Raw genomic sequence first — 25,022 nt, 5'->3', positions numbered from 1 at the left:
GGGTGGACCTGCGCTTCGGCGACGCCGAGCCGTCCGGCGGGGAACGGGCCGCCGTGGACGACCTGTTGGGGCCCGCGCCCTCGGCCTGGGGGGGCGCGGGCGACCGGCCGTCCGCCGACCTGCGCTGGGCGCGGGGCGGGCGGGCCGCCCGGGAGCGGCGGGACCTGCTCCTTCCGGGCCTGCACGCGCTCAACGACCGCGTGGGCTGGATCAGCGCGGGGGGCCTCGCCTATCTGTGCCGCCGCCTGACGGTGCCGCCCGCGGAGGCGTACGGCGTGGCCACGTTCTACTCCCTGTTCTCTGTGCGGGAGCGGGAGCGGACGGTGGTGCGGGTCTGCACGGATCTGGTGTGCGCGGGGCGCGGGGCCGCGGCCCTGCGCGAGGCGCCCGGCGTCGAGACGGAGGCCAGCCCCTGCCTCGGGCTCTGCGAGCGGGCACCGGCGGCGTGGGTGGTACGGGCGGGTGCCCTCGCGGGGGCGCCCCAGACCCGCCCCTTCCCGAACTGGGGCTCCGCCCCAGACCCCGCTCCTCAAACGCCGGAGGGGCTAGAACTGTCGCAGCCACGGCCGGGAGATCAAGCCCGTCCGGCGTTTGAGGACGAGGCGCGGAGCGCCGATTACGGGGTCCGGGGCGGAGCTCCGGTTTCGGGAAGGGGCGGGCTTGGGGACCACGCGGTAGCGGTCGTCGCGCCCGCCACCCCCGACGCCCTCAGCGAAGCCACCCGCACCCCCGACACCGCCCCCGCCGAACCCCCGCCGGAGGCCGCCGTGCCGCAGACGGGCACCCCCGGCCTGGTGCTGCTGCGGCGCGTCGGCGTCGCGGACCCCGCCCGCCTCGACGACTACCGCGCGCACGGCGGCTACACCGCCCTGCGCCGCGCCCTGGCCATCGGCCCGGACGCGGTGATCCGCGCGGTGGAGGAGTCGGGCCTCCTCGGCAGGGGCGGCGCCGCCTTCCCCACCGGCCGCAAGTGGCGGGCGACGGCGGCGCGGCCGGAGCACCCGCACTACCTCGTGTGCAACGCCGACGAATCGGAGCCCGGCACCTTCAAGGACCGCGTGGTCATGGAGGGCGATCCGTACGCGGTGATCGAGGCGATGACGATCGCCGGGTACGCGATCGGCGCCCACCGCGGCTATCTGTACGTCCGCGGCGAGTACCCGCGGGCGACCGCGCGCCTGGAGCACGCGATCGCGCGGGCCCGCGCCCGCGGCTTCCTCGGCCCGGACGTCCTCGGCCAGGGCGACGCCTTCGACGTCGAGATCCGGCGCGGCGCGGGCGCGTACATCTGCGGCGAGGAGACCGCCCTGTTCAACTCCATCGAGGGCCATCGCGGCGAGCCCCGCACGAAGCCGCCGTTCCCGGTGGAGCGGGGCCTGTTCGGCAAGCCGACGGCCGCCAACAACGTGGAGACCCTCGTCAACGTGCCGCCGATCCTCACCGGCCGAGCCAAGGAGACCAAGCTCTTCTGCGTCTCGGGCGGCGTCGCCCGGCCCGGCGTGTACGAGCTGGAGCTCGGCGCCACGCTCGGCGAACTCCTCGACCTCGCCGTCCCCGTGGGCACCCCGCGCGCCGTCCTGCTCGGCGGCGCGGCGGGCGGATTCGTACGCCCCGACGAGCGGGACATCCCGCTGACCTTCGAGGGGACCCGCGCCGCGGGCACCACCCTCGGGTCGGGTGTCGTGCTCGTCCTTGACGACTCGGTGCCGCTGCCGCGCGTGCTGCTGCGGATCGCGGAGTTCTTCCGCGACGAGTCGTGCGGGCAGTGCGTGCCCTGCCGGGTGGGCACCGTACGGCAGGAGGAGGCCCTGCGGCGGCTGCTCGACCTGCGCGGCGCCGCGGCCGACGACGACGTCGCGCTGCTGCGCGAGGTGGGCCAGGTCCTGCGCGACGCGTCGATCTGCGGTCTGGGGCAGACCGCGTGGAACGCCGTGGAATCCGCGATCGACCGCCTGGGGGTCTACCGATGACCAGCGTCGACCTGGGCATGCCGCACATGCCACACGTGCCGCACCGGACGGTCGAGTTCACGCTCGACGGCGATGAGGTCCGGGTGCCTGAGGGCGCGACGCTCCTCGACGCCTGCCGCGCCGCGGGCAAGGACGTGCCGACGCTGTGCGCGGGCGACACGCTGCGGCCCCGCAACGCCTGCCGGGTGTGCGTCGTGGAGGTCGAGGGCGCGCGCACCCTCGCCCCGGCGTGCTCGCGGCGCGCCGAGCCCGGCATGGTGGTGCGCACGGACACCGGCCGTACCCGGCACAGCCGCCGCCTCGTCCTCGAACTCCTCGCCTCGTCCGTCGACTTGTCGACGACACCACAGATCGACGTCTGGCTGAAGGAGTACGGCGCGCGGCCGGACCGCTTCGGCCCCGGCGCGGCCCGCCTGGACGAGGCGCCGCGCGTCGACAACGACCTGTACGTGCGCGAGTACGACAAGTGCGTGCTCTGCTACAAGTGCGTGGACGCCTGCGGCGAGCAGTGGCAGAACAGCTTCGCCATCGCCGTCGTGGGCCGCGGCTTCGACGCCCGCATCGCCGTCGAGCACGACGGGCCGCTGACCGAGTCGGCGTGCGTGTACTGCGGCAACTGCGTGGAGGTGTGCCCGACGGGCGCGCTCAGCTTCAAGCGCGAGTACGACCTGCGCGCGGCCGGGGCCTGGGACGAGGCCGCGCAGGAGCGGACGACCACCGTGTGCGCGTACTGCGGAGTCGGCTGCGAGCTGACGCTGCACGTGCAGGACAATGAGATCGTGAAGGTCACCTCGCCGCACGACAGCCCGGTGACCCACGGCAACCTCTGCATCAAGGGCCGCTTCGGCTACCAGCACGTACAGAACCGGGACTGATCGACATGGGACGAGTCACGGAGCGCCGCCGCGTCCTCCGCATCCGCGACGGCGCGGTCAGCGAGCGGCCCGACACGCTCGTCGCCGAGGAGCCGCTGGAGATCCGCCTGAACGGCAAGCCGCTGGCGATCACCATGCGCACGCCGGGCGACGACTTCGCGCTCGCGGCGGGGTTCCTCGTCAGCGAGGGCGTCCTCGGCGCCGCGGCCGAGCTGCGGAGCATCGTGTACTGCGCGGGCGCCACCGAGGACGGCTCGAACACGTACAACGTGGTCGACGTGACGACCGCCCCGGACGTCGTCCTGCCGGACATCACCCTGGAGCGCAACGTCTACACGACGTCGTCGTGCGGCCTGTGCGGCAAGGCCAGCCTGGACGCGGTGCGTACGACGGCCCGCTGGCCCATCGACGACACCGCCGACGGCGGCGAGGCGCTGCGCCTGACGCCGGAGCTGCTCGCCGCCCTGCCCGACCGGCTGCGCGCCGCCCAGCGCGTCTTCGACCGGACCGGCGGGCTGCACGCGGCCGCGCTGTTCACCGAGGACGGCGAACTGCTCGACGTGCGCGAGGACGTCGGGCGGCACAACGCCGTGGACAAGCTGGTCGGGCGGGCCCTGCAGAGCGGGCGGCTGCCGCTCGCGCGCACGGTCCTGCTCGTGTCCGGGCGGGCCTCCTTCGAGCTGGCGCAGAAGGCCGTGATGGCGGGCGTCCCGGTGCTCGCCGCGGTCTCCGCGCCGTCGTCGCTCGCCGTCGACCTGGCCGCCGAGACGGGTCTGACGCTGGTGGGCTTCCTGCGCGGCGCCTCCATGAACGTGTACGCGGGCGAGCACCGGGTGGCCCTGCGGGCCGCGGCCGACCTGGGGTGACCGGTGCGGGGCCGCGCGGCGCGGTGGTCTGGGCCCGGTCGGCGGGGAGCGCCCCCTGCGCCGGCCGGGCCCACGGCTGCGCTCCGCTGGGGGCGGGGTTCGTCGCGCTGCGCGCTCGTCCTCAAACGCCGGACCGGCTTGATCTGTCGCCGCTCCGCGGCTCGTCCTCAAACGCCGGACGGGCTTAAAGCCCCACTACTCGCGTCAGCATGTCGATGAATCGGTCCCGCTCCTCGGGGGTCAGCGGGGCCAGGAGTTCCGCGTTCGCCCGGTGCGCCGCCTGAGTGCAGCGGTCGAGGAGGCGGCGGCCCTCGGACGTGATCGTGACCGCGTTCTTGCGGCGGTCGCGGGGGTCGGGGGTGCGTTCGATGAGGGCCGCGTCCTGGAGGTCGTTGAGGACGCCGACCATGTCCTTGGGGTCGAGCGACACGCTGCGGCCCAGCTCCGCCTGGGCGACGGGGCCGAGGTCGGCGACGGCCGCCAGGACCACGTGGTGCCACATCCTCATGCCCTCGGCGGCCAGCGCGTCGGCGACCAGGGCGCGGCCCCGGGCGGCGGCGCGGCCGAGCAGCCAGCTGGGGAGCGTGCGGATGGTGGAGGGGGCGGGCGGAGTCTCGGGCATGGGGGAAGCCTAGCGAAGAATCATTGGACTCCCCAACGAAAGCGCGGTTATCGTTGGGAGCACCAATGGTTCCGCGTCAGGAGGTACGCATGCGTCGCGTCCGGTACGAGCACCGCGGTGGGCCCGAAGTCCTGCGGCTCGAAGAGGTCCCGGTGCCCGCGCCAGGCCCCGGTGAGCTGCTCGTGCGGGTCGAGGCCGTCGGCGTGACCCTGCCGGTCGTGCGCAAGGTGCGCGAGTCCCGCGAGCCGGTCGCGCTCGGCGGCGAGGTCGCGGGCGAGGTGGCCGCGCTCGGCCCGGGCGTCACCGGCTTCGCGCCCGGCGACCGCGTCACCGGCCTGACCTTCGGGCACGGCTACGCGGACTACGCGCCGCTGCTCGCCCAGATGGCCTCCCCGGTGCCGGACGGCGCGAGCGCGGCCGACGCCGTGGCCCTGGTCCGCAGCGGCCTGGTCGCCCTCGGGGCGCTGGAAGCCGCCAGGCCCGCGCCCGGCGAGGCCGCGCTGATCACGGCGGCGGCGAGCGGCGTCGGCCAGCTGGCGGTGCGCCTCGCCGCGCTCCGGGGCGCCGGGCGCGTCGTGGGCGCCGTGTCGGACGCCGCCAAGGCGGACTTCGTGCGCGCGCGGGGCGCGGACGAGGTGGTCACCTACGGCGCGGCCAGCTGGGGCGAGCCCGTCGACTACTGCCTGGACGCGGTCGGCGGCGACCTGCTCGCCCCGGCCCTGGCCGCGCTCGCCCCGCACGGCCGCCTGGTGGCGTACAGCTCGGGCGGCGGCACCGTCAGCGCGTACGACCTGCTGGTCGGCGCCAAGTCGGTGACGGGATTTCAGATGGCCCTCATCGCGCGGGAGCGCCCCGACACCTACGAGGCGTGGCGCAAGGAGCTGTGGCGGCTGTTCGGGACGGGCGAGCTGCGGCCCGCCGTGCACGCCCGCTACCCCTTGGAGGAGGCGGCGAAGGCCCACGAGGCCATCGAATCCCGTGCCAACCTGGGCAAGGTCATTCTCACCCCTTAGGGGGGTTGATTCCGGACCCGCTCGCCCGTATGGCTTCAGCTTCGCGCACAGTTCTTGTGCGTCCCCAGTGGCCCAAGTAGCGTCGGCGCCCCGCACCTTGGACATGGGATGTCCATATGTCCGGTCGATACGAAGGGCCCATCGCATGCCGTCGAGACCTCGTGCGCGCCACAGACCGACCCGGCTCAGCCCTTTCCTCCCCCGCCGCCCCTTCCCGCACGCGCGCTCCCTTCTCCCGCCCCGCTCCCCCTTCTCTGCCCGTTCCCGCTTCTCTACCCGTTCCCGTACGACGCGGCGCACCCTCGCCGCGCTGACCACCGCCGCCCTCGCCGCCCTGGCCCTGCCGCCCGCCCTGAGCGGCTCCGCCACGGCGGCCGACAGCGCGGCGGCCCCCTTCGACCAGCAGATCCTCTTCAAGGCTCCCCAGGATCCCGGCTACACGTGCTTCCGTATACCCGCCATCGTGAAGACGGCGAAGGGAACGCTGCTCGCCTTCGCCGAGGGACGCGTCAACGACTGCAGCGACGCGGGGGACATCGACCTGGTCCTCAAGCGGTCCCACGACGGCGGCCGCACCTGGGGCCCGATGAAGGTCATCAACGAGGGCCGGGGCGACACCCACGGCAACCCGACCCCGATCGTCGACCGTGAGACCGGCCGCGTCCTGCTCGCGGAGACGTATAACACGGGCCGCACGGACGGCAAGAACTGCGACGTGCCCTGCGACCGCACCCCCCACATGCAGTACAGCGACGACGACGGGGAGACCTGGTCGACGCCGCGCGACCTCAGCTCCGAGATCCTGCCCGCGCACTGGAACTCCTGGTACGCGACCGGGCCCGTGCACGGCATCCAGCTGAGCCGCGGCCGCCACAAGGGCCGCCTCGTCTTCGCCGTGAACGCCGAGACGTTCCGCGGCGGCCGCGTCACCGAGAACCACGCCGCGCTCGTCGTCAGCGACGACGGCGGCGACCACTGGCGCATCGGCGCCACCGACTCCTATCCCGTCGACGCCGCGGACGGCACGTTCCGGCAGAAGCCGTCCGAGATGACCGTCACCGAGCGGCACGACGGCTCGATCTACGTCAGCGGCCGCGAACAGGACGGCACCGACCTCGGCCATCGCGACCACACCGTCAGCTACGACGGCGGCGACAGCTTCGTCGCGCCGTTCCGCGCCATCCCCGACCTGTACTGCCCGCAGGTGCAGGGCTCGACGCTGCGGTTCGGCGAGCGGCTGCTGCTCGCCTGCCCCGGCGACCCCGACCGGCGCCGGACCATGACCATCCGCTCCTCCTACGACGGCGGCCGCACCTGGGAGAGCTTCGACCGGGGCACGGTCGTCACCCACGACTGGTCCGGCTACTCGGACATGGTGCTCGCCGACGGCGAGCACGTGGGCCTGATGTACGAGGGCGGCCCTGTCGACGCCCGCGACGAGATCCGCTTCGCGCGCTTCACCGAGGACTGGCTGCGGCCCCGGCGCGGACCCGACCCGAAGACCAGCGACTGGGCGCCGGGCGCGCGCTCCGCCGCCGTCCTCGGCGACGCCAAACCGACCGACGGCGTCACCGGCGGCGCGCTCGCCTTCGACGGCACGGACGACGCGGTGCGGCTGCCGTTCCGGGACCGCCTGCCGCTGGGCGCCCGGGACTTCACCGCCTCCCTGTGGTTCCGCTACACCGCCACCAGCGGCGAGCAGCCACTGCTGTGGATGGGCGGCGTGGGCACCAACCAGCCCCAGGTGTGGCTGCGCGCCGAGCCCCTCAACAACCGCGTCACCGGCCTGATCACCACCCGTGAGGGCGGCACCCCGCCCCGCTCGGCGTCCCTGAGCGCACCCGGCGCCCACAACGACGGCGAGTGGCACCACGTCGTCCTTCGCCGGGGCGGCGGCCAGCTCACGCTGTTCCTCGACGGCACCCCGCTGACCAGGCAGGACGTGCCGGGCACGGTGAGCCGCAACGCGCCGTTCGGGGTGCACGTGGGGCAGCGCATGGACAGCAGGGCCCACTTCAGCGGCGCCATCGACGACGTACGGGTCTACCGGCGGGCCCTCAGCGACGAGGAGGTCGCCCGCGTCGGGCAGGGCCACCGCACCCGCGGCGCTGTGACACACGACACCGTCGTCTGGCTCCCCATGGACCGCGTGCGCCCGAGGAACTAGCGTCCCGGGCGTGTCCCAAGCCACACGCCCGCACCCCGGCCCGCAGACGGACGAGCGGCGGGGCGGCCCCAGCTCACCCGTGCTGTGGCTCGCCCCGCTGCTCGTACTCGCCTGCGTGGCCCTGCTCCTGACGGCCCTTCCGGACGACGAGGACGACCGGAAGGCCCCGGCGGCGTGCACGGCCCGCACCGTCGGGTCCTGGCAGCCCGAGCCCAACCTGACGAACGCGTTCGCGGCGTACGGCGACGGCGGCGCCCGCGACGACGACTGGAGCGGCGGCGACGGCACCCACTCGGTGCGGCTGCCCGACGGGCGCGTCCTGTGGCTGTTCTCCGACACCTTCCTCGGCCGGGTGCACCCACCGCCCAACCAGCGGGGCGAGCCCCACAAGTGGCGCGACGGCGGCGCCCCGATGGTGCGCAACTCCGCCGTGGTGACCTCCCGCTCGGGCGCCCTGGAGCGGACCCTGCCCACGCCCCTGTTCCACGATCCCGCCGCCGGCCAGTGGCGCTGGCCGGTCGCGGCGAAGGTGGAGCCGCGCGAGCCCGGCGGCGACGAGGACGTCCTGCGCGTGCTGCTGTGGACCCGTGCGACGGGCCCCGCGCCGTGGATCTTCGGGGTGCCCGCCGCCACCGAGGTCGCCACGCTCACCCTGCCCGACCTCGCCCTCGAAGGCATCAACCTGATCCAGGACCAGCGCGGCGTCGCCGACCCCGAACGGCGGGTGCTGTACGGCACGACGACCGTCGACGACGGCGACTGGACGTACGTCTTCGGCGGCAACGACGCGCAGACCGCGTCGCGCCCCTCCTCCTACGCCTACGTCGCCCGCGTCCCGCACGGCGGCCTCGCCAACCCCGCGGCCTGGCGCTACTGGGACGGCCGCACCTGGTCGCGCGCCGGTGCCAAGCCGCGCCGGGTGCTCGGCGACGGCGACCAGAAGGGGGTTGGCAGCGCGTTCACGGTGGTCCGCCACGGCGGCACGTACGTGCTGTTCACGATGGCGGCGGGCGCGCGGGGCCTGACCACCGTCACGTCGTACTGGGCGTGCTCGCCCAGCGGGCCCTGGCACGGCCCCGCCAAGGGCTTCGCCCCGCCGCTTCCGCGGGACACGGCCGCGTACAACCCGCAGGCGCACCCCGCCGTGAGCGGTGACGGGCGGCTCGTCCTGAGCTACGACGTGAACGCGCCGGACGCCACGGCGACGGCGGGCGGGCAGGCGAACGTCAACCGGAACGTGGAGCTGTACCGGCCGCGGTTCGTGACGGTGCGGCTGACGCGGCCCCAGTGAACTCCACCGGATCGCGGGAGCGGCGCTTGGCGATCACCGCGCACACCATGAGCTGCATCTGGTGGAACAGCATCAGGGGCAGCACCGCGAGGGAGGCGTCCGCGCCGAACAGGACGCTCGCCATGGGCAGTCCGGCCGCCAGGGACTTCTTCGACCCGGCGAACTGGATCGCGATCCGGTCCGCGCGGCCGAAGCCGAGCCGCCCCGCCCCGTACCAGGTCAGGGTCAGCATCAGCGCGAGCAGCGCCGCCTCGACGCCGATCAGGGCGCCGAGCCGGGCCGGGGTGACCTGGTGCCAGATGCCCTGCACCATGCCCTGGCTGAACGCGGCGTAGACGACGAGCAGGATCGAGGAGCGGTCGACCAGGCCGAGCACCGTCTTGTGGCGCGCGAGGAAGGCGCCGACCCAGCGGCGCAGCAGCTGCCCCGCGACGAACGGCACGAGCAGCTGGAGCACGATCTTCCACAGCGAGTCGGCGGCGAAGCCGCCCGCGTCGCCGCCGATGAGGGCCGCCGCGAGCAGCGGCGTGAGCACGATCCCGGCGAGGGAGGAGAAGGAGCCCGCGCAGATCGCGGCGGGCACGTTGCCGCGCGCCATGGAGGTGAAGGCGATCGACGACTGGACCGTCGACGGCACCACCGTCAGGAACAGGAAGCCGCTGTACAGGGCCGGGGTCAGGACGTACGGGACGAGGCCCTTGGCGGCGAGGCCGAGCAGCGGGAAGAGGGCGAACGTGCAGAGCAGGACGGTCAGGTGCAGCCGCCAGTGGCGCAGCCCGTCCAGCGCCTCGCGGGTGGAGAGCCGGGCGCCGTAGAGGAAGAAGAGCAGGGCGACGGCCGTGGTGGAGGCGCCGGAGGCGACGTCAGCGGCCGTGCCGCGCGCGGGCAGCAGCGCGGCGATGCCCACGGTGCCGAGCAGGGCCACGATGTACGGGTCGACCGGCATCCAGGACGGCCAGGACGGGCGTTTCACGGCGCTCCATGCTCTCGGTGCCCGCAGTGCTTGCGGTGCTTGCGGTTTTCCGGGGTGTTCCCGGACGGGGTCGGGCGTGCCCTCTCCATGGTCCTCCTGTTCGGCGCGATCGGGAATCCCGTATGCCGCTCTGACTGTCATCATGTAGCGCGATGACCCGCGATAGCCTGGGAGGGTGTACGAACCCGCTCAGCTGCGTACGTTCCTCGCGGTGGCCCAGACGTTGAGCTTCACGCAGGCCGCGCGCCGCCTCGGCCTGCGGCAGTCGACGGTCAGCCAGCACGTGCGCCGTCTGGAGGACGCGACCGGGCGGCCGCTGTTCGCGCGGGACACCCACAGCGTGGAGCTCACCGAGGACGGCGAGGCGATGCTCGGCTTCGCCCGCCGCATCCTGGAGGTGCACGAGCAGGCCACGGCCCACTTCACCGGCGCCCGCCTGGGCGGGCGGCTGCGGTTCGGCGCGTCCGAGGACTTCGTCCTGACCCGGCTCACCGACATCCTGGAGTCCTTCCGGCGCGGCCACCCGGAGGTCGACCTGGAGCTGACGGTCGAGCTGTCCGGCACGCTGCACGAGCGCCTGGACGCGGGCAAGCTCGACCTCGTCCTCGCCAAGCGGCGCCCCGAGGACCCGCGCGGCGAACTGGTCCGGCGCGACGACCTGGTGTGGATCGGCGCGCCCCGGCTGCGCCTTGACCCCGAGCGCCCGGTGCCGCTCATCGTGTACCCGCCGCCCGGCATCACACGCGCCCGCGCCATCGAGGCCCTTGACCGCCACGGCCGCCCCTGGCGGATCACGTGCACGAGCGGCAGCCTCAACGGCCTGGTCGCGGCGGCCCGCGCGGGCCTCGGCGTGATGGCGCACTCGCGCGGCCTGATCCCGCCGGGCCTGGCGCGGGTGCGCGCGCCGGAGCGCGCGGGCCTGCCCGAGCTCGGGTCGGTGGACTTCGTCCTGCTGCACGGGCCCACCGTGCGCGACGTCGCCCGGGACGCGGCCGACGCCCTGGCCCGCGCCATCCTCACCGGCGGCGACCGCCTGCACCGGGGCGGCTAGCGCGGGCGGCGGCTGGCGCGGGCGGCGGTCAGCGCGGCGGCCGCAGGTGCGTGAGCTGCTTGTAGCGGCGCAGATACGGGGACGCCTCGACGTGCTGCACACCGTCCAGCCCGCCGAGTTCGTCGCTCAGATAGGCGTAGAGCTCCTCGGTGTCACGGGTCAGGACGCTCGCCATGAGGTTGGAGGGGCCGGTCGTCGCGGAGACGTGGCAGACCGCGCGGTGCCCGGCCATCGCCTCGCCGACCGCGCGCAGATGGCGGGGCGCGACGGTGATCCAGAGCATCGCGGCCGTGCGGAAGCCGAACCACTCGGCGTCGTACTCGGTGTCCATGTAGAGCGCCCCGGAGTCGATCAGCTGGGCGAGGCGGCGCTTGACGGCGGACTCCGAGCGCCCGGTGGCGCGCGCCAGTTCGGGGTAGGTGGCGCGCCCGTCGGCCTTGAGCGCGGCGATCAGCGGATCGTCGTCGGGCGTGATCCTCGCGGCGTCGGGGTGCGGCGCGGCGGCCGGGCGGGCCGGGGTGAGCGCGGCGGCCTCGTCGGGGTCGAGCGGCCCGTGCTTGCCGATCCAGCCGGTGCTGCCGCCGAAGAAGCGGTGCAGGCGCTGGTGCGCGCGGACCTCGACGATGTGCGGGGTGCGCAGCAGCTTGCCGAACATCAGCTCGTCGTAGTCCCCGGGGTCGCGCGGCAGCGTCATGCAGACCACCTCCGTGCCCGCCGAGGTGATGTGGATCCACGCCGTGTCGGGCCGCCGGGCCAGGGCGGAGGCGATGGAGTCGGCGCTGTCGGGGGTGCAGCGCAGCCGAAGCAGCCAGACCTCCTCGCGCTCGCGGACGGCGACGATCCGCAGCCGGGCCTCGGCGCGCAGCTTGCGGAAGCGGCGCGCGACGGTCTGGTCGGAGACGCCGAGGGCCGCCGCGACGCGGGCGAAGGGGGCGCGGCCGTCGAGCTCCAGGGCGTGCAGCAGCTTCAGGTCGAGCGCGTCCGCGACACCGGATTCCTCCCGCGTGGTGGATTCCGCCACCTCTTCCCCTCCTCAGGTCGGTTTCCTGCGCTCCGTCGGTGCTGACTCACGGTTCCGTCCGGCGCCACCCCATCGTACGAGGGCACTTTCACCTGCCGCACAAGGAGTTCGACGATGCGTAGATGGGGACCGCTGACGGCGGTCTGTCTGGGGACGTTCATGCTGCTGCTGGACGTGACGATCGTGGTCGTGGCGCTGCCCGACATGGCGCGGGCGCTGGACGCCGACCTGAGCGATCTGCAGTGGGTCATCGACGCCTACGCGCTCGCGCTCGCCGCGCTGCTGCTCGGGGTCGGCGCGGCCGCCGACATCCTGGGGCGGCGGCGCGTGCAGATCGTGGGCACCGTCGTCTTCGCGCTCGCCTCGCTCGGCTGCGGGCTCGCGGGGGACGCGCAGCTCCTCGTGGCGGCGCGGGCCGTCCAGGGGCTCGGGGCCGCCGCGATGTTCGCGACCACGCTGCCGCTGCTCGGCGCCGCCTACCAGGGCAAGGAGCGCTCGGTGGCGCTCGGCGTGTGGGGCGCGGTGAGCGGGGCCGCGGCCGCGCTCGGCCCCGTCGTCGGCGGGGTGCTCACCCAGGGGCCCGGCTGGCGCTGGATCTTCTTCATCAACCTGCCGGTGAGCGTGGCCGCGGTGTGGCTGACGCTGCGCGCGGTGCCGGAGTCGCGGGGGCAGGCGGGACGGCGCGTGGACTGGGCGGGCACGGCCCTGTTCGCGCTGTTCGCGGGCGCGCTGACCTACGGCTCGGTGCGGGCGTCGGCGGTGGGCTGGACCTCCGGGCGCACCGCGGTGACCTTCGCGGTCGCCGCGCTCGCCCTGGTGGCGTTCGCCGCAGTGGAGCGCCGCGTCGCGCATCCGCTGATCGACCTGGGGCTGCTGCGCAAGCCCGCGTTCACGGGCGTCCTGATCGGCGCGGTCGGCTACAACGCGGCCGCGTTCGGCGTGATCCCCTACCTCTCGATCTGGCTGCAGACGGTGCTCGGGATGAGCCCGGTGCGCGGCAGCCTGGTGCTGCTGCCGCTGGCGGCCATGTCGTTCGTGGTGGCCGCGGTCGGCGGGCGGCTGCTGCACGGGGTGGCGGGGCGGTACGTCATCGGCGTCGGGCTGCTCCTCATCGGCGCGGGCGGCCTGGCGATGGGGGCGCTGGACGCGGACTCGACCTGGCGGGCGCTCGTCCCCGGCCTGGTGCTCGCGGGCATCGGCACCGGCCTGGTCTCGCCGGGGCTCGCGGGCGCGGCCCTCGCGGCGGTGCCGCCCGCGAACGCGGGCATGGCGGGCGGCGCGGTGAACACCTTCCGCCAGCTCGGGTACGCGCTCGGCGTGGCCGTGTTCGGCACCGTCCTGACCTCGGGCATGGCGGACACGCTCGGCCAGGACGGGGCGCACACGGCGGCGGGCGGCGGCGCCCCGGCCCTTGGCACCGCCTTCTCCGAGCACCAGGTACGGGCGGCGTTCGCCTCCGGCCTGGGCGACGCCTCGCTCACGGCGGGCGCGGTGGGCCTGGTGGCGGGGATCGCCGTCCTCGTCATGGTCCGGCCCCAGCGGACGGCCGGTGCGGGTCAGGGGCCCGCCGCCAGCTCCGGCGCGCCCGCGCCGCAGCCACGGGAGCGCCTCGGGGCGTAACCCCCACGACTCGGGGCGTAACTCCCGCGTACAGATTCGGTGGAGATTGCGCCACCGAAACTTACTCATCCGTCAGGAAAGTGTCCGGCCCTTCCCCTTGTGGCCGCATTTCACCGGCTGACCTGTGACGATCGTGCCAGTTGGCGCGTTCCCCACCCCCCTCCCGCGAGGGACTGGGGTGGGGTACCGTCACCGGCGCTGTGCGGAGCGCCACAAGGAGCACCATTGCGCGAGTTCACGATCCCTCCCCTGGCGTCGGCTCCTCGGGTGGGCGGCCTTGCCGACGCCGTCTTCGACCATGCCCTCGAGGATCCGGTCCGCGTAGTGTTCGGCCGCAAGGTGAACGGCGCCTGGCGGGACGTCACGTCGGCGGAGTTCCGCGACGAGGTCCTCGCGCTCGCCAAGGGGCTGCTCGCCCAGGGCGTGCGGTTCGGCGACCGGGTCGCCATCATGTGCCGCACCCGCTACGAGTGGACACTGTTCGACTACGCCCTGTGGACGGTGGGCGCGCAGGTCGTGCCCGTGTATCCGACGTCGTCGGCCGAGCAGGTCTTCTGGATGCTGCACGACGCGCAGGTGACGGCGGCGATGGTCGAGCACGAGGACCACGCGATGACGATCGGCTCGGTCGTGGACCGCCTTCCGCTGCTGCGCCGCCTGTGGCAGCTCGACGGGGACGCGGTGCGCGAACTGGGCGAGGCGGGCCGCGACCTGGACGACGAGGTGGTGCACCGCCACCGCCGGGCCGTGACGCCGGACTCCGTCGCCACCGTCATCTACACCTCCGGCACCACGGGGCGCCCCAAGGGCTGTGTCCTGACCCACGCGAACTTCCTGTTCGAGGTGGACACGGTCATCGAGCGCTGGGAGCCGGTCTTCCACTCCAAGCGCGGCGACGAGGCCGCCACGCTGCTGTTCCTGCCGCTCGCGCACGTCTTCGGCCGCATGGTGCAGGTGGCGGCGGTGCGGGGCCGGGTCAAGCTCGGCCACCAGCCGAGCCTGAGCGCTTCGGAGCTGCTCCCCGACCTGGCCGCGTTCCAGCCGACGTTCTTCCTCGCCGTGCCATACGTCTTCGAGAAGGTCTTCCACGCGGCCCGCCGCAAGGCCGAGCGCGAGGGCAGGGAAGGACCGTTCGACCGGGCCGTGGACGTGGCCGTGAAGTACGCCGACGCGATGGAGGCCAAGGCCTTCGGCACCGGCCCCGGTCCTTCGGCCGGCCTGCGCGTGCAGCACCAGCTCTTCGACAAGCTGGTGTACGCCAAGGTGCGCGAGGCGATGGGCGGCCGGGTGCGGCACGCGATGTCCGGCGGCTCGGCCATGGACCGGCGCCTCGGCCTGTTCTTCGCGGGCGCGGGCGTCACCGTCTTCGAGGGGTACGGCCTCACCGAGTCGTCGGCCGCCGCCACCGCCAACCCGCCCGAGCGCACCCGCTACGGCACGGTCGGCCAGCCCGTCCCCGGCACCACCGTGCACCTGGCGGACGACGGCGAGGTGTGGCTGAAGGGCCCCCATGTCTTCCAGGGCTACCTCAACGACCCGAAGGCGACCGACGCGGTCCTGCAGGACGGCTGGCTCGCGACCGGCGACCTGGGGTCCCTCGACGAGGACGGCTACCTCACGATCACCGGCCGCAAGAAGGAGATCCTGGTGACCTCCGGCGGCAAGAGCGTCTCCCCCGTGCAGCTGGAGGAGCGGGTGCGCGACCATCCGCTGGTCGCGCAGTGCATCGTCGTCGGCAACGACCGCCCGTACGTCGCCGCCCTGGTCACGCTGGACGCGGACGCCGTCGAGCACTGGATCGCCATGCGCGACAAGGTGCCGCTGCCCGCCGTGGACCTGGTGCGCGACCCGGACCTGGAGACCGAGGTGCGGCGCGCGGTGGTCGCCGCCAACACCCTGGTCTCACAGGCCGAGTCGATCCGTACGTTCCGCATCCTGGCGCATCAGTTCACCGAGGAGCACGGCCTGCTCACGCCGTCGTTGAAGCTGAAGCGCAAGGCCATCGAGCAGGCGTACGCCGATGAGGTCGAGGCCCTTTACCCGTGACGGGCGGGTTACCCGTGACGGGCGGGCGCGCCGCAGTCCTGGCTCGACCCGGTCTGGGTGACGCGCAGGGCGCCGCCGCCGGTGTTGGCGCTGTCCCGCACGCAGTAGCCCTTCGTCGACTGGAAGACCAGGTCGGCGGGGCTGTTGGCGCCGCGCTGCGCGGTGAACCCCTGGAAGCGGACGCCGGTGCTTTCGTTGGCGATGACGGCGGGGCGGCCGTCGCCCGCGGCGAACCGCACCTCGCTGTCGACGAAGGTGACGCGGTCGGCGCGGCGGATGTACCAGCCGTAGCCGGGCCGGGTGCCGATGCTCTTCGGGTTGTACTCCTTGGACTGGTTGCTCGGCACGTCGGTGGACATGGTGCTGTTGCCGCCGGGCACCGTGATGTCCACGTCGGTGAAGGTGACGTCCTTGACGCGGCCGGTGCCTGACTCACCCCACAGGGTCGGCGAGAAGGACGGCGCGGAGCCGGTCGCCTTGATGTTGGTGTAAGTGACGTTGCTGATGGAGCCCACGCCCGGGTTGTTGCCGCAGCGTTTGCGGTTGCCGACCTTCTGCATGATCGGGGAGCGGACGCCGGTCATGGTGATGTCCTGGTAGTGGACGTCGGAGATCTTGGCACCGTCCATGGACACCATGCCGAGGCCGGACTTGTCGGAGCCCTCGATCCTGATCCGCTCGAAGCGGTAGTCGGTGAAGTCGCCGCAGGTCTCGGAGCCGAACATGAGCGCGTTGCAGCACCCGGCGGACAGATATGAATCGCTCACGCGCACCCTGCCGTTGGACAGCTTCGCGCCGAGGGCGTAGTCGCTCTTGAACGCGAGCGCGTCGTCGTTGGCGTCGAGGTGGGCGCGGGTGATGGTGACGTCGGTGGTGGAGATGACGTTCCAGCCGTCGCGGTCCATCGCCGTGTCGATGGTGAGCCGGTCGGAGACGACGTCGTCGCAGCCGTTGATGAGCGCCGCGAAGTGGCCGCCCTCGCGCAGCGTGAGCCCGTCGCCCAGGCGCAGGTCCTGGCACCGCGTCAGCGAGATGATCTTGTCGGCCTCGCCGGGCTTCGGGTTGCCGGTGGTCAGGGCGCCGTCGCCGTCGATGACGCCCTCGCCGACGAAGCCGATGTCGCTGAGCCGGTCGCCGTAGATCATGGCGTTGTGGAAGTGGCTGTGGCCGTAGTCCTGGTAGTCGTCCCACTCGTTGGGCTCGGGCGGGTCGTAGTCGTCGGCGCCGCTGCCGGACAGGGTGGCGCCCTTGTCCAGCTGGAGCGTCACGCCGCTCTTCATGTGCAGCGTGTTCTTCGACTCGTAGGTGGGGCCCCCGCCGCCGGGGAAGCGCACGGTGCCGCCGCCCGCGCGGGCGGCGGCGTCGATGGCCTTCTGCACGGCGGGGCTGTCGTTGGTGGCGCCGTCGCCCTTGGCTCCGTAGGCGCGTACGTCGAACTCGGCGGCGGGCAGGGGCGGTGGGGGTGCCGCCACGGTCCGCGCGACGGGCGCCGTGCCGTCGGCGGACGGCGGCGCGCCCGCCGGGCGCCCGTCGAAGACGGCCAGCACCGCGAGCGCCGCGAGTCCCGCGACGAGCGCCCCTGTCCGCCTGGTTGATCGACTCATGTCCCGTCCTCTCGCGTGCGGTGCCCGGAGGGGGTCAGCCGATGGAGACGCGGAAGATCTTGTCCGCGCCGTCCGGCTGGCCGCCGTTGTTGTCGGCGTTGGTGGTGGACAGCCAGAGCGCTTTGGCGCCGGGCACCGTGGTCACGGACCGCAGGCGGCCGTAGGCCCCGACGTAGAACGCCTTGGCGGAGCCGACGTTCTCGCTGTCGCTGTTGAGCGGGATGCGCCACAGGCGCTGGCCCTTGAGGGCCGCCATGTAGACCGCGCCGTCGACGACGGCGATGCCGCTCGGCGAGGCCTCGGCGACGCCCCAGGTCTTCTTGGGGTTGGTCATCCCGGACACGGTGCAGTTGCCCTCGCAGGTGGGCCAGCCGTAGTTCTTGCCGGGCTTGATGAGGTTCAGCTCGTCCCGTGTCGCGTCCCCGAACTCGGCCTCCCACAGGCGGCCTTGGGGGTCGAAGGCGATGCCCTGCGGGTTGCGGTGGCCGAGGCTGTAGACGAGCGTGCCGAAGGGGTTGCCGGGCGCGGGGTCGCCGTCGCGGGTCAGGCGCAGGATCTTGCCGTTGAGGGAGTTCTTGTCCTGCGCGAGGCCCCGTTCCTGGGCGTCGCCGGTGGTGGCGTACAGGAAGCCGTCGGGGCCGAAGGCGAGGCGGCCGCCGTTGTGGTACTTGGCCTTCTTGATGCCCTTGACCAGGACCGTGTAGCCGCTGAGCGAGGTGCCGTCGTAGGTCATGCGGGCGACGCGGTTGCCCTCGGACGAGGTGTGCATGACGTAGACGTAGTGGTTGGACTCCCACCGCGGGTCGACGGCGAGGCCCATGAGGCCGCCTTCGCCGCCGGTGGTCTGGGACTCGGGCACCGTGCCGACCCGCTTCTTCGCGGAGCCGTCGGCCGCCACCGACCAGACGCCGAAGCCGTCCCGCTCGGTGACGAGCGCGGACTTGCCGTCGGGCAGCCAGGAGGTGCCCCACGGGATGGTCCAGCCGTTCGAGATGGTCTTGATGCCGGTGGGCTCACCGGCCGGGGCGGGCGGCGCGGCCACCGCCGGGGGGACGTGGGTCACGAGCCCCGCGGTGAGGGCGGCGGCCGCCGCCAGGGCCGCCCTCCGGGCCGTCGACGTGCGCTTGCCGTGCATGGGTGCCTCCTGGGGGGGTGGGAACGCGCTGGGGAACGGGGGTGGAGGTCGTGTCAGACGAGCTGGTAGGCGCGCAGGTCGGTGAGGAGCAGGTACGTGTCGCTCAGTGATCCCGAGGTGTCGCCGAGGGAGCGGTAGATGCCCCACTTGGGCCGCACGCGGTCGGCGAGGAAGGTGTCGACGCCGGACTTCGCCCGGTCGATGACCGTCGTACTGCCGCTCTTGAGGATCCAGCGCACGGCGCCCGCCGAACCGTCGCCGATCGTGATCTGGAAGTCGACGTCGGTCCAGCGGTCGTGCAGCGGCCCCAGGTCCGTGCGGCCGACGAGGATGTCCTGCTCGAAGACCTTCAGCTCGATGGTCTGCGCGCCGCCGACGCGGCGCAGCGACTGCACGACGAGGGGCGCGCTGCCCGTGCCGGGCTGTTTCATCTGCATGATGTGCGTGAACGTCGTCGTCGCCCTCAGCGAACTAGGCAGGTACATGCGGTAGGTGAGCCGCCAGGTCTCGCCCTTGCGCCACTTCAGATAGGTGTCGCCGTCGCGGCATCCGGTGACCTCCTGGCGCTGGCGGTCGGTGCTGGTGTCCCGGTCGACGGTGTGGATGTCGAAGCGGAAGGAGTCGCCTTCGGCGCGGATGTGGGGCTTCGCCGCCGGGTGCGAATTAGCGCGGTCGTCCTCCAGGGTCTCGAAGGCACGGGTGCCGACGGCGCGGGCGGAGGGGGACCAGCGCAGCTGCCACGCGGCGGCGGGCGCCGCCGCCGCGGCGGGGAGTCCCGCGGCGGTCGCGGCCGCGCCCGCTCCGGCTCCGAGTGCCGCTCCAAGGAGGGCCCTTCGCGAGGGGGTCATGCCCATCTCACCTCAGCTTCCGCAGCTGTTCGTTCATGATCAGGAAGGCGCCGAGCCCGTGGAAGTCGTTGGTCTGCCGGGGCCGGGCGATGTAGAAGGCGTAGTCGCCGACGTTCGTGCCGATGGAGATGTCGGTGAGGTTGGTCAGGCCGTCAGGGCCGCGTGAGATCTTCGCCAGGACGCCTTGGTAGCCGCGCCGGGCGACCTCGCGGTAGCGCGGCGGTACGTAGCCCTTCTCGGCGGCCCGCGCGAGGGCGTAGGTGAACATGGAGGAGCAGGACGTCTCGGTCCAGTTCCCCTCCTGGCCGCCCTTGTCGGCGACCTGGAACCAGCGGCCGGTGTCCGGGTCCTGGGCGCGGGCGATCCCCGCGGCCAGCTTCCGCACGACGGCGAGGAGTTCGCCGCGCCCCTTGAGGTGGGAGGGGGTGGCGTCGAGGACGTTCACGGCGGCCATGGAGTACCAGCCGATGGCCCGGCACCACTGCTCGGGCGCCCGGCCCGTGTCCTTGTCGGCCCACGGGGCGGCGCGCGCCTCGTCGTAGGCGTGCTGGAACAGGCCGTTGGGCGCCTGGAGGTGGCGCGCGTACGTGGTGAGCTGGGCGAGGGCCTCGGGGTCGGTGTAGGCCTCGTCGTCGAACTCCTTGCCGTACTCCACCAGGAACGGCGTGACCATGTAGACGCCGTCGGACCACAGTTGGTGGGCGCGGCTCGCGGTGTCGGCGTGCCAGAAGCCGCCGTCCTGGGTGCGCGGGTACGTCTTCAGGCGCTCGCGGATCTTCCTCGCGGCGATCCGGTAGCGGTCCTCGCCGGTCTCGTGGTGCAGGATCACCAACAGCCGCCCCGCCTGCATGCTGTCGAGGTTGTTGAACTTCTGCCCGATGGCCCCGTCCGGGCCGACGAAGCGGTCGACGTAGCTCTTGATGTACGTCAGGTAGCGCTCGTCGTGGGTGCGTTGGTACGTGCGGTACTGGCCGTAGAGGTACAGGCCGACGGGGTACGACCAGCCGCCGATGGAGGTCGGGGTGTGGCGGGTGGTCGTGGAGTCGACCAGGGCGACGGACCAGTCCTCGGCGGGCGCGGGCCGGGGCGGGGCGGCCGGGGCCGCGGGGGCGAGGGTGGCCGTGCCCGCCAGGGCGAGGGCACCGGCGACCAGAGGTATGAGGGGGCGTTTCATGATCCTCCTTCGCGGTAGGCGTAGGCGGCGCCGTCGCGCGCGGGCCCGCGGGCCGCGTCGACCAGGGCCTTTACGAGTCCGTGGTCGGGTGCGCGGTGGCAGGCGGGGTCCGTGCGGGCGGCGTCGCCGGTGAGGGCGTGGGCCTGGCAGCGGCAGCCGCCGAAGTCGAGGGACCGCAGCTCGCAGGAGCGGCAGGGCTCCGGCATCCAGTGCTCGCCGCGGTAGCGGGTGAAGGCGGGCGACGCGCGCCAGATCCAGTCGAGCCGGTGCGCGCGCACGCTGGGCGCGTCGGCGCCGAGCAGGTCCGCGGCGGCCGGGCACGGCAGGACCGTGCCGTCCGGCGCGACGGTCAGGGACACCGCGCCCCAGCCGCCCATGCAGGGCTTGGCGACGCCGTCGACGTAGTCGGGCGCGACCCACACCAGTTCCATGCGCCCGCCGAGGCGGGCCCGCCAGCGCTCGACGGTGACGCGGGCGCGGGCGACCTGTGCGGGGTCGGGGAGCAGCGCGTCGCGGTTGCGCAGGGCCCAGCCGTAGAACTGGGTGTTGGCCAGCTCGATCCTCTCGGCGCCCCACTCCAGGGCGAGTTCCACCAGGGAGTCGAGGGCGTCGAGGTTGGCGCGGTGCAGGACGGCGTTCAGGCCGAGCGGCAGCCCCGCGTCGCGGACCACGCGGGCGGCGCGCTCCTTGGCGCGCAGGGCGCGCGCCCCCGCGATGCGCTGGGCCGCGTCGGGGTCGGTGTGCTGCACGGACAGCTGGACGCTGCGCAGGCCCGCCCCGACCAGCTCGGCGAGGCGCGCCGCGTGCAGCCCCACCCCGCTGGTGACGAGCTGGGTGTGGATCCCGGCCGCGTCCGCCGCGGCGACGATCCGCGGCAGGTCCCGGCGCAACAGGGGCTCCCCACCGGACAGATGCGTCTGCACGACACCCAGGTCACCCGCCTGGGCGAACACGTCCGCCCATGCGTCCCCGGAGAGCTCAGCTGACCGACCAACCAGTTTGACGGGGTTGGAACAATAGGCACAGCGCAGCGGACAGCCATGCGTGAGCTCAGCGAGCAGCGCCCAGGGCGGGTCGGGGGCGGGCGCGCGCGGCGCATCGGGAGCGGGGGTGCTGGCCGCACCGGGCGCGGGGGCGGTGGCCGCATCGCGCGCGGGGGCGGTGGCCGCGTCGCGCGCGGGGATGCTGGCCGCATCAGGCACGGAGTTGCCCGGCAGACCGGGAGGGGGAGCGGCTGCCGCGTCGCGCGCGGGGATGCTGGCCGCATCGGGCACGGAGCTGCCCGCCGCACCGGGCGCGGAGGCGGTCACCGCATCGGCTCCGGAGGCACTCGCCGCCCCACCCGTGTGGGCGGTCACCCCATCGACCGCCGGGACGTTCGCCGTCTCATCCGCGCGCACGCTCGTCGGATCAGGTCCGAGGCCCGTCATCGCAGCCAGCCTTCCGTGCGCAACTGCTCAAGGAACAGGGGGACTTCGGTGGTGACGGGGGCGCCGGGGTGGCGGTGGGCGAGTTCCGCCACGATGGCGTCCACGCCGCGTTCGCCGTCGCACAGGGCGACGATGCTTCCGGCGGCGCCGCGCAGGACCACGACGCGTTCGGGCAGGACGAGCAGGTCGACGTCGCGCACCCGGTCGTGACGGAGCATCACGCTGGGGGCGAGGGCGGGGCGCCAGTCGAGGCGTACGGCGTCACTCATCGGCCCCGTCGCCTCCGTCCCGCCCGGCCCGGTCCACGGCGTCGAGCAGGGACCACAGCACGTCGCACTTGAAGGCGAGCGCGGCGACGGCCCGCTCCTGCTGTTCCCGGGTGCGGGCCCAGGCGCGGACGAGGCCGAGCGCCTCGCGGCCGTCGCGGGCGCCCTGTTCCACGCGGCCGCGGAAGTACAGCAGCCCCTCCGGGTCGATCCACGGGTAGTGCTTCTCGAAGGCGGCGACGCGGGTGCGCATCAGGTCCGGCGCCGACAGCTCGGTGAGGGAGGCGGCGACGGCGTCGAGCGCGGGCCGCAGCCGGCAGAAGTTGACGTAGCCGTCGACGGCGAGCCGCACGCCCGGCAGCACGCGGCCGGCGTCGCGCAGCTGGGCGCGCGCGATGCCCGCGGCCTCGCCGAGCCGCAGCCACCGCTCGATGCCGCCCTGCCCCTCGATCTCCCCGTCGTGGTCCCGGATGCGGCGCACCCAGCTCCTGCGCAGCGCGGGGTCGTCGAACTTCGCCAGGATCAGGGCGTCCTTGATGGGGATGTGGCGCTGGTAGTGGAAGCGGTTGGCGATCCAGCGGCGCAGTTCGGCGGGGGTGAGGTCGCCGTCGTGCATGCGGACGTTGAAGGGGTGACGGTCGTGGTAGCGCGAGGCCGAGACGGCGCGCAGCCGCTCGGTGAGCTCGTCGGCGCTCCAGGGCGCGTCCTCGTCGGTGGGGGTCGTGACGGCCGTACTCACAGTTCGATCACCATCCGCTCGGCGGCGACGTCGAGGCCCCACTCGGCGAGCTGCTTGTGCTGTGCGGCGTGGGGGTCGCCGAGGGGGTTGCTGTTGTTCAGATGCGTGTACAGGCAGCGGCCGGGCAGCCGCGCGAGCCGGTGGGCGGTGCCACCCGGACCGGTGACCGGCAGATGGCCCATGCCGGTGGCGGTCCGCCGCGAGAACCCGGCCCGCTGGGGCTCCTCGTCGTCCCAGAAGGTGCCGTCGGCGAAGACGACGTCGGCCGCGCGGGCGGCCTCCTCGAAGGCGTCGGTCCAGGCGGCGATGGCCGGGGCGTACAGGACGGTGGCGCCGGTGGCGGTGTCGTGCAGGCGCAGGGCGACGGACCAGGTGGCCGCGTCCGGTTCCGGTCCTGCGGGGTCGAGGCCGGGGTCGGCGGCGTAGCGCGGCCGCTTGGCCGAAACCGGCACCGCGCTGACGCGCAGCGCCGAACCGTCGTCCAGGGGCACGCCGCCGCCGGTGAGCTCGCGCCAGCGGACGGTGGTGTACGGGCCGAGGACGGCGCCGAGGCCGAGCCGTTCGCGGACGGCGTGCCGCACGGGCGCGGTGGCGAGCACGTCGACGCCGTCGCGGGCCTCGCGCAGGCGGGCGAGGCCAAGGGTGTGGTCGAGTTCGGCGTCGGTGAGCACGACGCCCGCGAGGGGCGAGCGGCGGACGTCCTGGTCGGCGTCGGGCAGCAGTTCGGCGCACCCTTCCAGCTGCTCGCCGATGTCGGGGGTGGCGTTGACGAGGTACCAGCGGCCGGGCCCCGCGCGGACGGCGAGCGAGGCGTGCCTGCGGCGGCGCTCGGGGTGGGCGCGCGCCCCGGAGCAGCCGGGGCACGCGCAGTTCCACTGGGGCAGTCCGCCGCCCGCCGCGGTGCCGAGCACCTGCAGCAGCATCGGGTGCCGCTACCGGTCGGCGAGGCGGTACGCGGTGACCTCCAGCGAGGTCTCGACGACCGTGTACTCGGGGGTCTCCCAGGCCGTGGTACCGCTCGCACCGCCGGGAAGCTCCGACGTCTCCTGCTCATGCGTGTTCATGCGTCTGTGCCAGCCTTCCTGAAAAGTGGGGGGGTCAGGAGCCACTGGGATACACCACTCATAGAGTGCGTAGGGTGTTCACATGGATGGCTTGCGTTCAGTGACGTGCAACAGAGTTGCGGCATGACGGGACGCGGTCAATGGTTCGGACCGATAAGGTCGGAGCTATATCTGGCCATTCTCGGGGGCGGGCGCGGCCCACGGGGCCCCCGCAGGAATGCGGCACCGCCCCTGATCGTTGACCATGGACGTACCACCCGACGACCTCTAAGGATCGAGAGCCCGTGAGCAAGGTCCCCCCGATCATCCTGAACGACGGCATCGAGATGCCCCAGCTCGGCTACGGCGTCTGGCAGGTGCCGGACGACGAGGCGGAGCGGGCGGTCACGACGGCCCTGGAGGCCGGGTACCGCAGCATCGACACGGCGGCCGTCTACGAGAACGAGACGGGCACCGGCAAGGCCATCGCGGCCTCCGACGTGGCCCGCGAGGAGCTCTTCGTCACGACGAAGCTCTGGAACAGCGAGCAGGGGTACGACGCGACGCTGCGCGCCTTCGACGTCTCCCTCGGCAAGCTGGGCCTCGACTACGTCGACCTGTACCTGATCCACTGGCCGATGCCGGACAACGGCACCTACGTCGACACGTACAAGGCCTTCGAGAAGCTTCTCGCCGACGGCCGCGTCAAGTCCATCGGCGTCTCCAACTTCCTTCCGGAGCACCTGGAGCGCCTCATCGAGGAGACCTCGGTGATCCCGGCCGTCAACCAGATCGAGCTGCACCCGCGCCTCCAGCAGCGCGCGGCCCGCGAGTACCACGCGGAGCAGGGCATCGCCACGGAGGCCTGGTCGCCGCTCGGCCAGGGCAAGGGCCTCCTGGAGGTCCCCGCGATCGTCGCGATCGCCCAGAAGCACGGCCGCACCCCGGCGCAGGTCGTCCTGCGCTGGCACCTCCAGCTCGGCAACGTGGTCATCCCCAAGTCGGTGACGCCGTCCCGCATCGTGGAGAACATCACCGTCTTCGACTTCGAGCTCGACCCGGAGGACATGGCGGCGATCAGCGCGCTGAACGAGGACCGGCGCATCGGCCCGGACCCGGCGGAGTTCCACGTCGCCTGAGCGTGTCACGGCCCGCCTGCCCCGCCTCAGCGGTAGGGCAGGCGGGCCCGTTCGCTCTTGAGGTCGACGACCGCGGGGTGGTCGGGGCCGAGCAGCAGGCCGAGCGTGCCCGTCTCCCACTCCAGGAGC

At 73.5% G+C, this 25,022-nt stretch carries 22 protein-coding genes; 10 read left to right on the top strand and 12 right to left on the bottom strand.

Annotation, left to right across the window (positions count from 1 at the left end; genetic code table 11):
* Positions 1-2: 2 nt before the first annotated feature.
* The 3 genes from AC07A4_RS39245 to fdhD are packed head-to-tail and all read left to right on the top strand — an operon-like array spanning position 3 to position 3,711.
* Positions 3-1,970, top strand: a complete 1,968-nt coding sequence (locus tag AC07A4_RS39245) for an NADH-ubiquinone oxidoreductase-F iron-sulfur binding region domain-containing protein (RefSeq protein ID WP_478608810.1) — start codon at positions 3-5, stop codon at positions 1,968-1,970.
* A complete protein-coding gene (locus AC07A4_RS39240) occupies positions 1,967-2,845 on the top strand; it encodes a 2Fe-2S iron-sulfur cluster-binding protein (RefSeq protein WP_478608808.1) in 879 nt (292 codons plus the stop codon). The genes AC07A4_RS39245 and AC07A4_RS39240 overlap by 4 nt, the downstream gene beginning before the upstream one ends.
* A gap of 5 nt (positions 2,846-2,850) precedes the next feature.
* Entirely contained in the window at positions 2,851-3,711 is an 861-nt protein-coding gene (gene fdhD, locus AC07A4_RS39235; protein WP_478608805.1) for a formate dehydrogenase accessory sulfurtransferase FdhD, read from the top strand.
* A gap of 184 nt (positions 3,712-3,895) precedes the next feature.
* On the opposite strand, the gene AC07A4_RS39230 is transcribed toward fdhD, so the two are convergent.
* Positions 3,896-4,333 (bottom strand): MarR family winged helix-turn-helix transcriptional regulator, encoded by a 438-nt coding sequence (locus tag AC07A4_RS39230; protein ID WP_478608802.1) that lies wholly within the window; start codon positions 4,331-4,333, stop codon positions 3,896-3,898.
* 89 nt (positions 4,334-4,422) lie between these two features.
* Between AC07A4_RS39230 and AC07A4_RS39225 the strand changes: the two genes are divergently transcribed.
* From AC07A4_RS39225 to AC07A4_RS39215, 3 genes are all read left to right on the top strand, one after another.
* Positions 4,423-5,346, top strand: coding sequence for a quinone oxidoreductase family protein (locus AC07A4_RS39225; protein ID WP_478608800.1), 924 nt, complete (start codon positions 4,423-4,425; stop codon positions 5,344-5,346).
* A gap of 145 nt (positions 5,347-5,491) precedes the next feature.
* Positions 5,492-7,513 (top strand): exo-alpha-sialidase, encoded by a 2,022-nt coding sequence (locus AC07A4_RS39220; protein ID WP_478608797.1) that lies wholly within the window; start codon positions 5,492-5,494, stop codon positions 7,511-7,513.
* Positions 7,514-7,610: 97 nt separating this feature from the next.
* On the top strand, positions 7,611-8,804 hold the full coding sequence (locus AC07A4_RS39215; protein WP_478608963.1) for a DUF4185 domain-containing protein: 1,194 nt from the start codon (positions 7,611-7,613) through the stop codon (positions 8,802-8,804).
* On the opposite strand, the gene AC07A4_RS39210 is transcribed toward AC07A4_RS39215, so the two are convergent.
* Positions 8,740-9,777: a bile acid:sodium symporter family protein gene (locus tag AC07A4_RS39210; protein ID WP_478608794.1), complete on the bottom strand. Its 1,038-nt coding sequence runs from the start codon at positions 9,775-9,777 to the stop codon at positions 8,740-8,742. The genes AC07A4_RS39215 and AC07A4_RS39210 overlap by 65 nt on opposite strands.
* A gap of 175 nt (positions 9,778-9,952) precedes the next feature.
* Between AC07A4_RS39210 and AC07A4_RS39205 the strand changes: the two genes are divergently transcribed.
* Positions 9,953-10,828, top strand: coding sequence for a LysR substrate-binding domain-containing protein (locus AC07A4_RS39205; RefSeq protein ID WP_478608791.1), 876 nt, complete (start codon positions 9,953-9,955; stop codon positions 10,826-10,828).
* Positions 10,829-10,856: 28 nt separating this feature from the next.
* On the opposite strand, the gene AC07A4_RS39200 is transcribed toward AC07A4_RS39205, so the two are convergent.
* Positions 10,857-11,849, bottom strand: a complete 993-nt coding sequence (locus tag AC07A4_RS39200) for an Lrp/AsnC family transcriptional regulator (protein ID WP_478608788.1) — start codon at positions 11,847-11,849, stop codon at positions 10,857-10,859.
* A 114-nt stretch (positions 11,850-11,963) separates the two neighbouring features.
* Between AC07A4_RS39200 and AC07A4_RS39195 the strand changes: the two genes are divergently transcribed.
* Together AC07A4_RS39195 and AC07A4_RS39190 are read left to right on the top strand one after the other, a co-directional pair.
* On the top strand, positions 11,964-13,469 hold the full coding sequence (locus AC07A4_RS39195; protein WP_478608785.1) for an MFS transporter: 1,506 nt from the start codon (positions 11,964-11,966) through the stop codon (positions 13,467-13,469).
* A 225-nt stretch (positions 13,470-13,694) separates the two neighbouring features.
* Positions 13,695-15,515, top strand: coding sequence for an AMP-dependent synthetase/ligase (locus AC07A4_RS39190; RefSeq protein ID WP_478608783.1), 1,821 nt, complete (start codon positions 13,695-13,697; stop codon positions 15,513-15,515).
* A gap of 8 nt (positions 15,516-15,523) precedes the next feature.
* Here the strand turns inward: AC07A4_RS39190 and AC07A4_RS39185 are convergent, their stop codons facing one another.
* The 9 genes from AC07A4_RS39185 to pqqA all read right to left on the bottom strand — a co-directional run bounded on the left by AC07A4_RS39185 (position 15,524) and on the right by pqqA (position 23,775).
* Entirely contained in the window at positions 15,524-17,119 is a 1,596-nt protein-coding gene (locus AC07A4_RS39185; RefSeq protein WP_478608780.1) for a glycoside hydrolase family 28 protein, read from the bottom strand.
* A 34-nt stretch (positions 17,120-17,153) separates the two neighbouring features.
* On the bottom strand, positions 17,154-18,254 hold the full coding sequence (locus tag AC07A4_RS39180; protein ID WP_478608778.1) for a PQQ-dependent sugar dehydrogenase: 1,101 nt from the start codon (positions 18,252-18,254) through the stop codon (positions 17,154-17,156).
* Positions 18,255-18,307: 53 nt separating this feature from the next.
* Complete coding sequence (locus AC07A4_RS39175; protein WP_478608775.1) at positions 18,308-19,102, bottom strand: Tat pathway signal sequence domain protein; 795 nt, start codon at positions 19,100-19,102, stop codon at positions 18,308-18,310.
* Positions 19,103-19,109: 7 nt separating this feature from the next.
* On the bottom strand, positions 19,110-20,276 hold the full coding sequence (locus tag AC07A4_RS39170; RefSeq protein WP_478608773.1) for a glycoside hydrolase family 88/105 protein: 1,167 nt from the start codon (positions 20,274-20,276) through the stop codon (positions 19,110-19,112).
* Entirely contained in the window at positions 20,273-21,586 is a 1,314-nt protein-coding gene (gene pqqE / locus AC07A4_RS39165) for a pyrroloquinoline quinone biosynthesis protein PqqE (protein ID WP_478608771.1), read from the bottom strand. The genes AC07A4_RS39170 and pqqE overlap by 4 nt, the downstream gene beginning before the upstream one ends.
* Positions 21,587-21,702: 116 nt before the next feature.
* On the bottom strand, positions 21,703-21,975 hold the full coding sequence (pqqD, locus tag AC07A4_RS39160) for a pyrroloquinoline quinone biosynthesis peptide chaperone PqqD (protein ID WP_478608768.1): 273 nt from the start codon (positions 21,973-21,975) through the stop codon (positions 21,703-21,705).
* Positions 21,968-22,711, bottom strand: a complete 744-nt coding sequence (gene pqqC, locus AC07A4_RS39155; RefSeq protein WP_478608766.1) for a pyrroloquinoline-quinone synthase PqqC — start codon at positions 22,709-22,711, stop codon at positions 21,968-21,970. Before pqqC ends, pqqD begins: the two co-directional genes overlap by 8 nt.
* Positions 22,708-23,634 (bottom strand): pyrroloquinoline quinone biosynthesis protein PqqB, encoded by a 927-nt coding sequence (gene pqqB, locus AC07A4_RS39150; protein ID WP_478608763.1) that lies wholly within the window; start codon positions 23,632-23,634, stop codon positions 22,708-22,710. The genes pqqC and pqqB overlap by 4 nt, the downstream gene beginning before the upstream one ends.
* 9 nt (positions 23,635-23,643) lie before the next feature.
* A complete protein-coding gene (gene pqqA / locus AC07A4_RS39145; protein WP_478608760.1) occupies positions 23,644-23,775 on the bottom strand; it encodes a pyrroloquinoline quinone precursor peptide PqqA in 132 nt (43 codons plus the stop codon).
* 326 nt (positions 23,776-24,101) lie between these two features.
* On the opposite strand from pqqA, the gene AC07A4_RS39140 reads away from it, so the two are divergent.
* Complete coding sequence (locus AC07A4_RS39140) at positions 24,102-24,893, top strand: aldo/keto reductase (RefSeq protein ID WP_478608961.1); 792 nt, start codon at positions 24,102-24,104, stop codon at positions 24,891-24,893.
* The last annotated feature ends 129 nt before the right edge of the window (positions 24,894-25,022 follow it).

It is taken from the genome of Streptomyces sp. NPDC043996 (assembly GCF_056435225.1).
The sequence above is the reverse complement of the archived record's forward strand: the minus strand, read 5'-3'. Positions and strand labels throughout refer to the sequence as shown.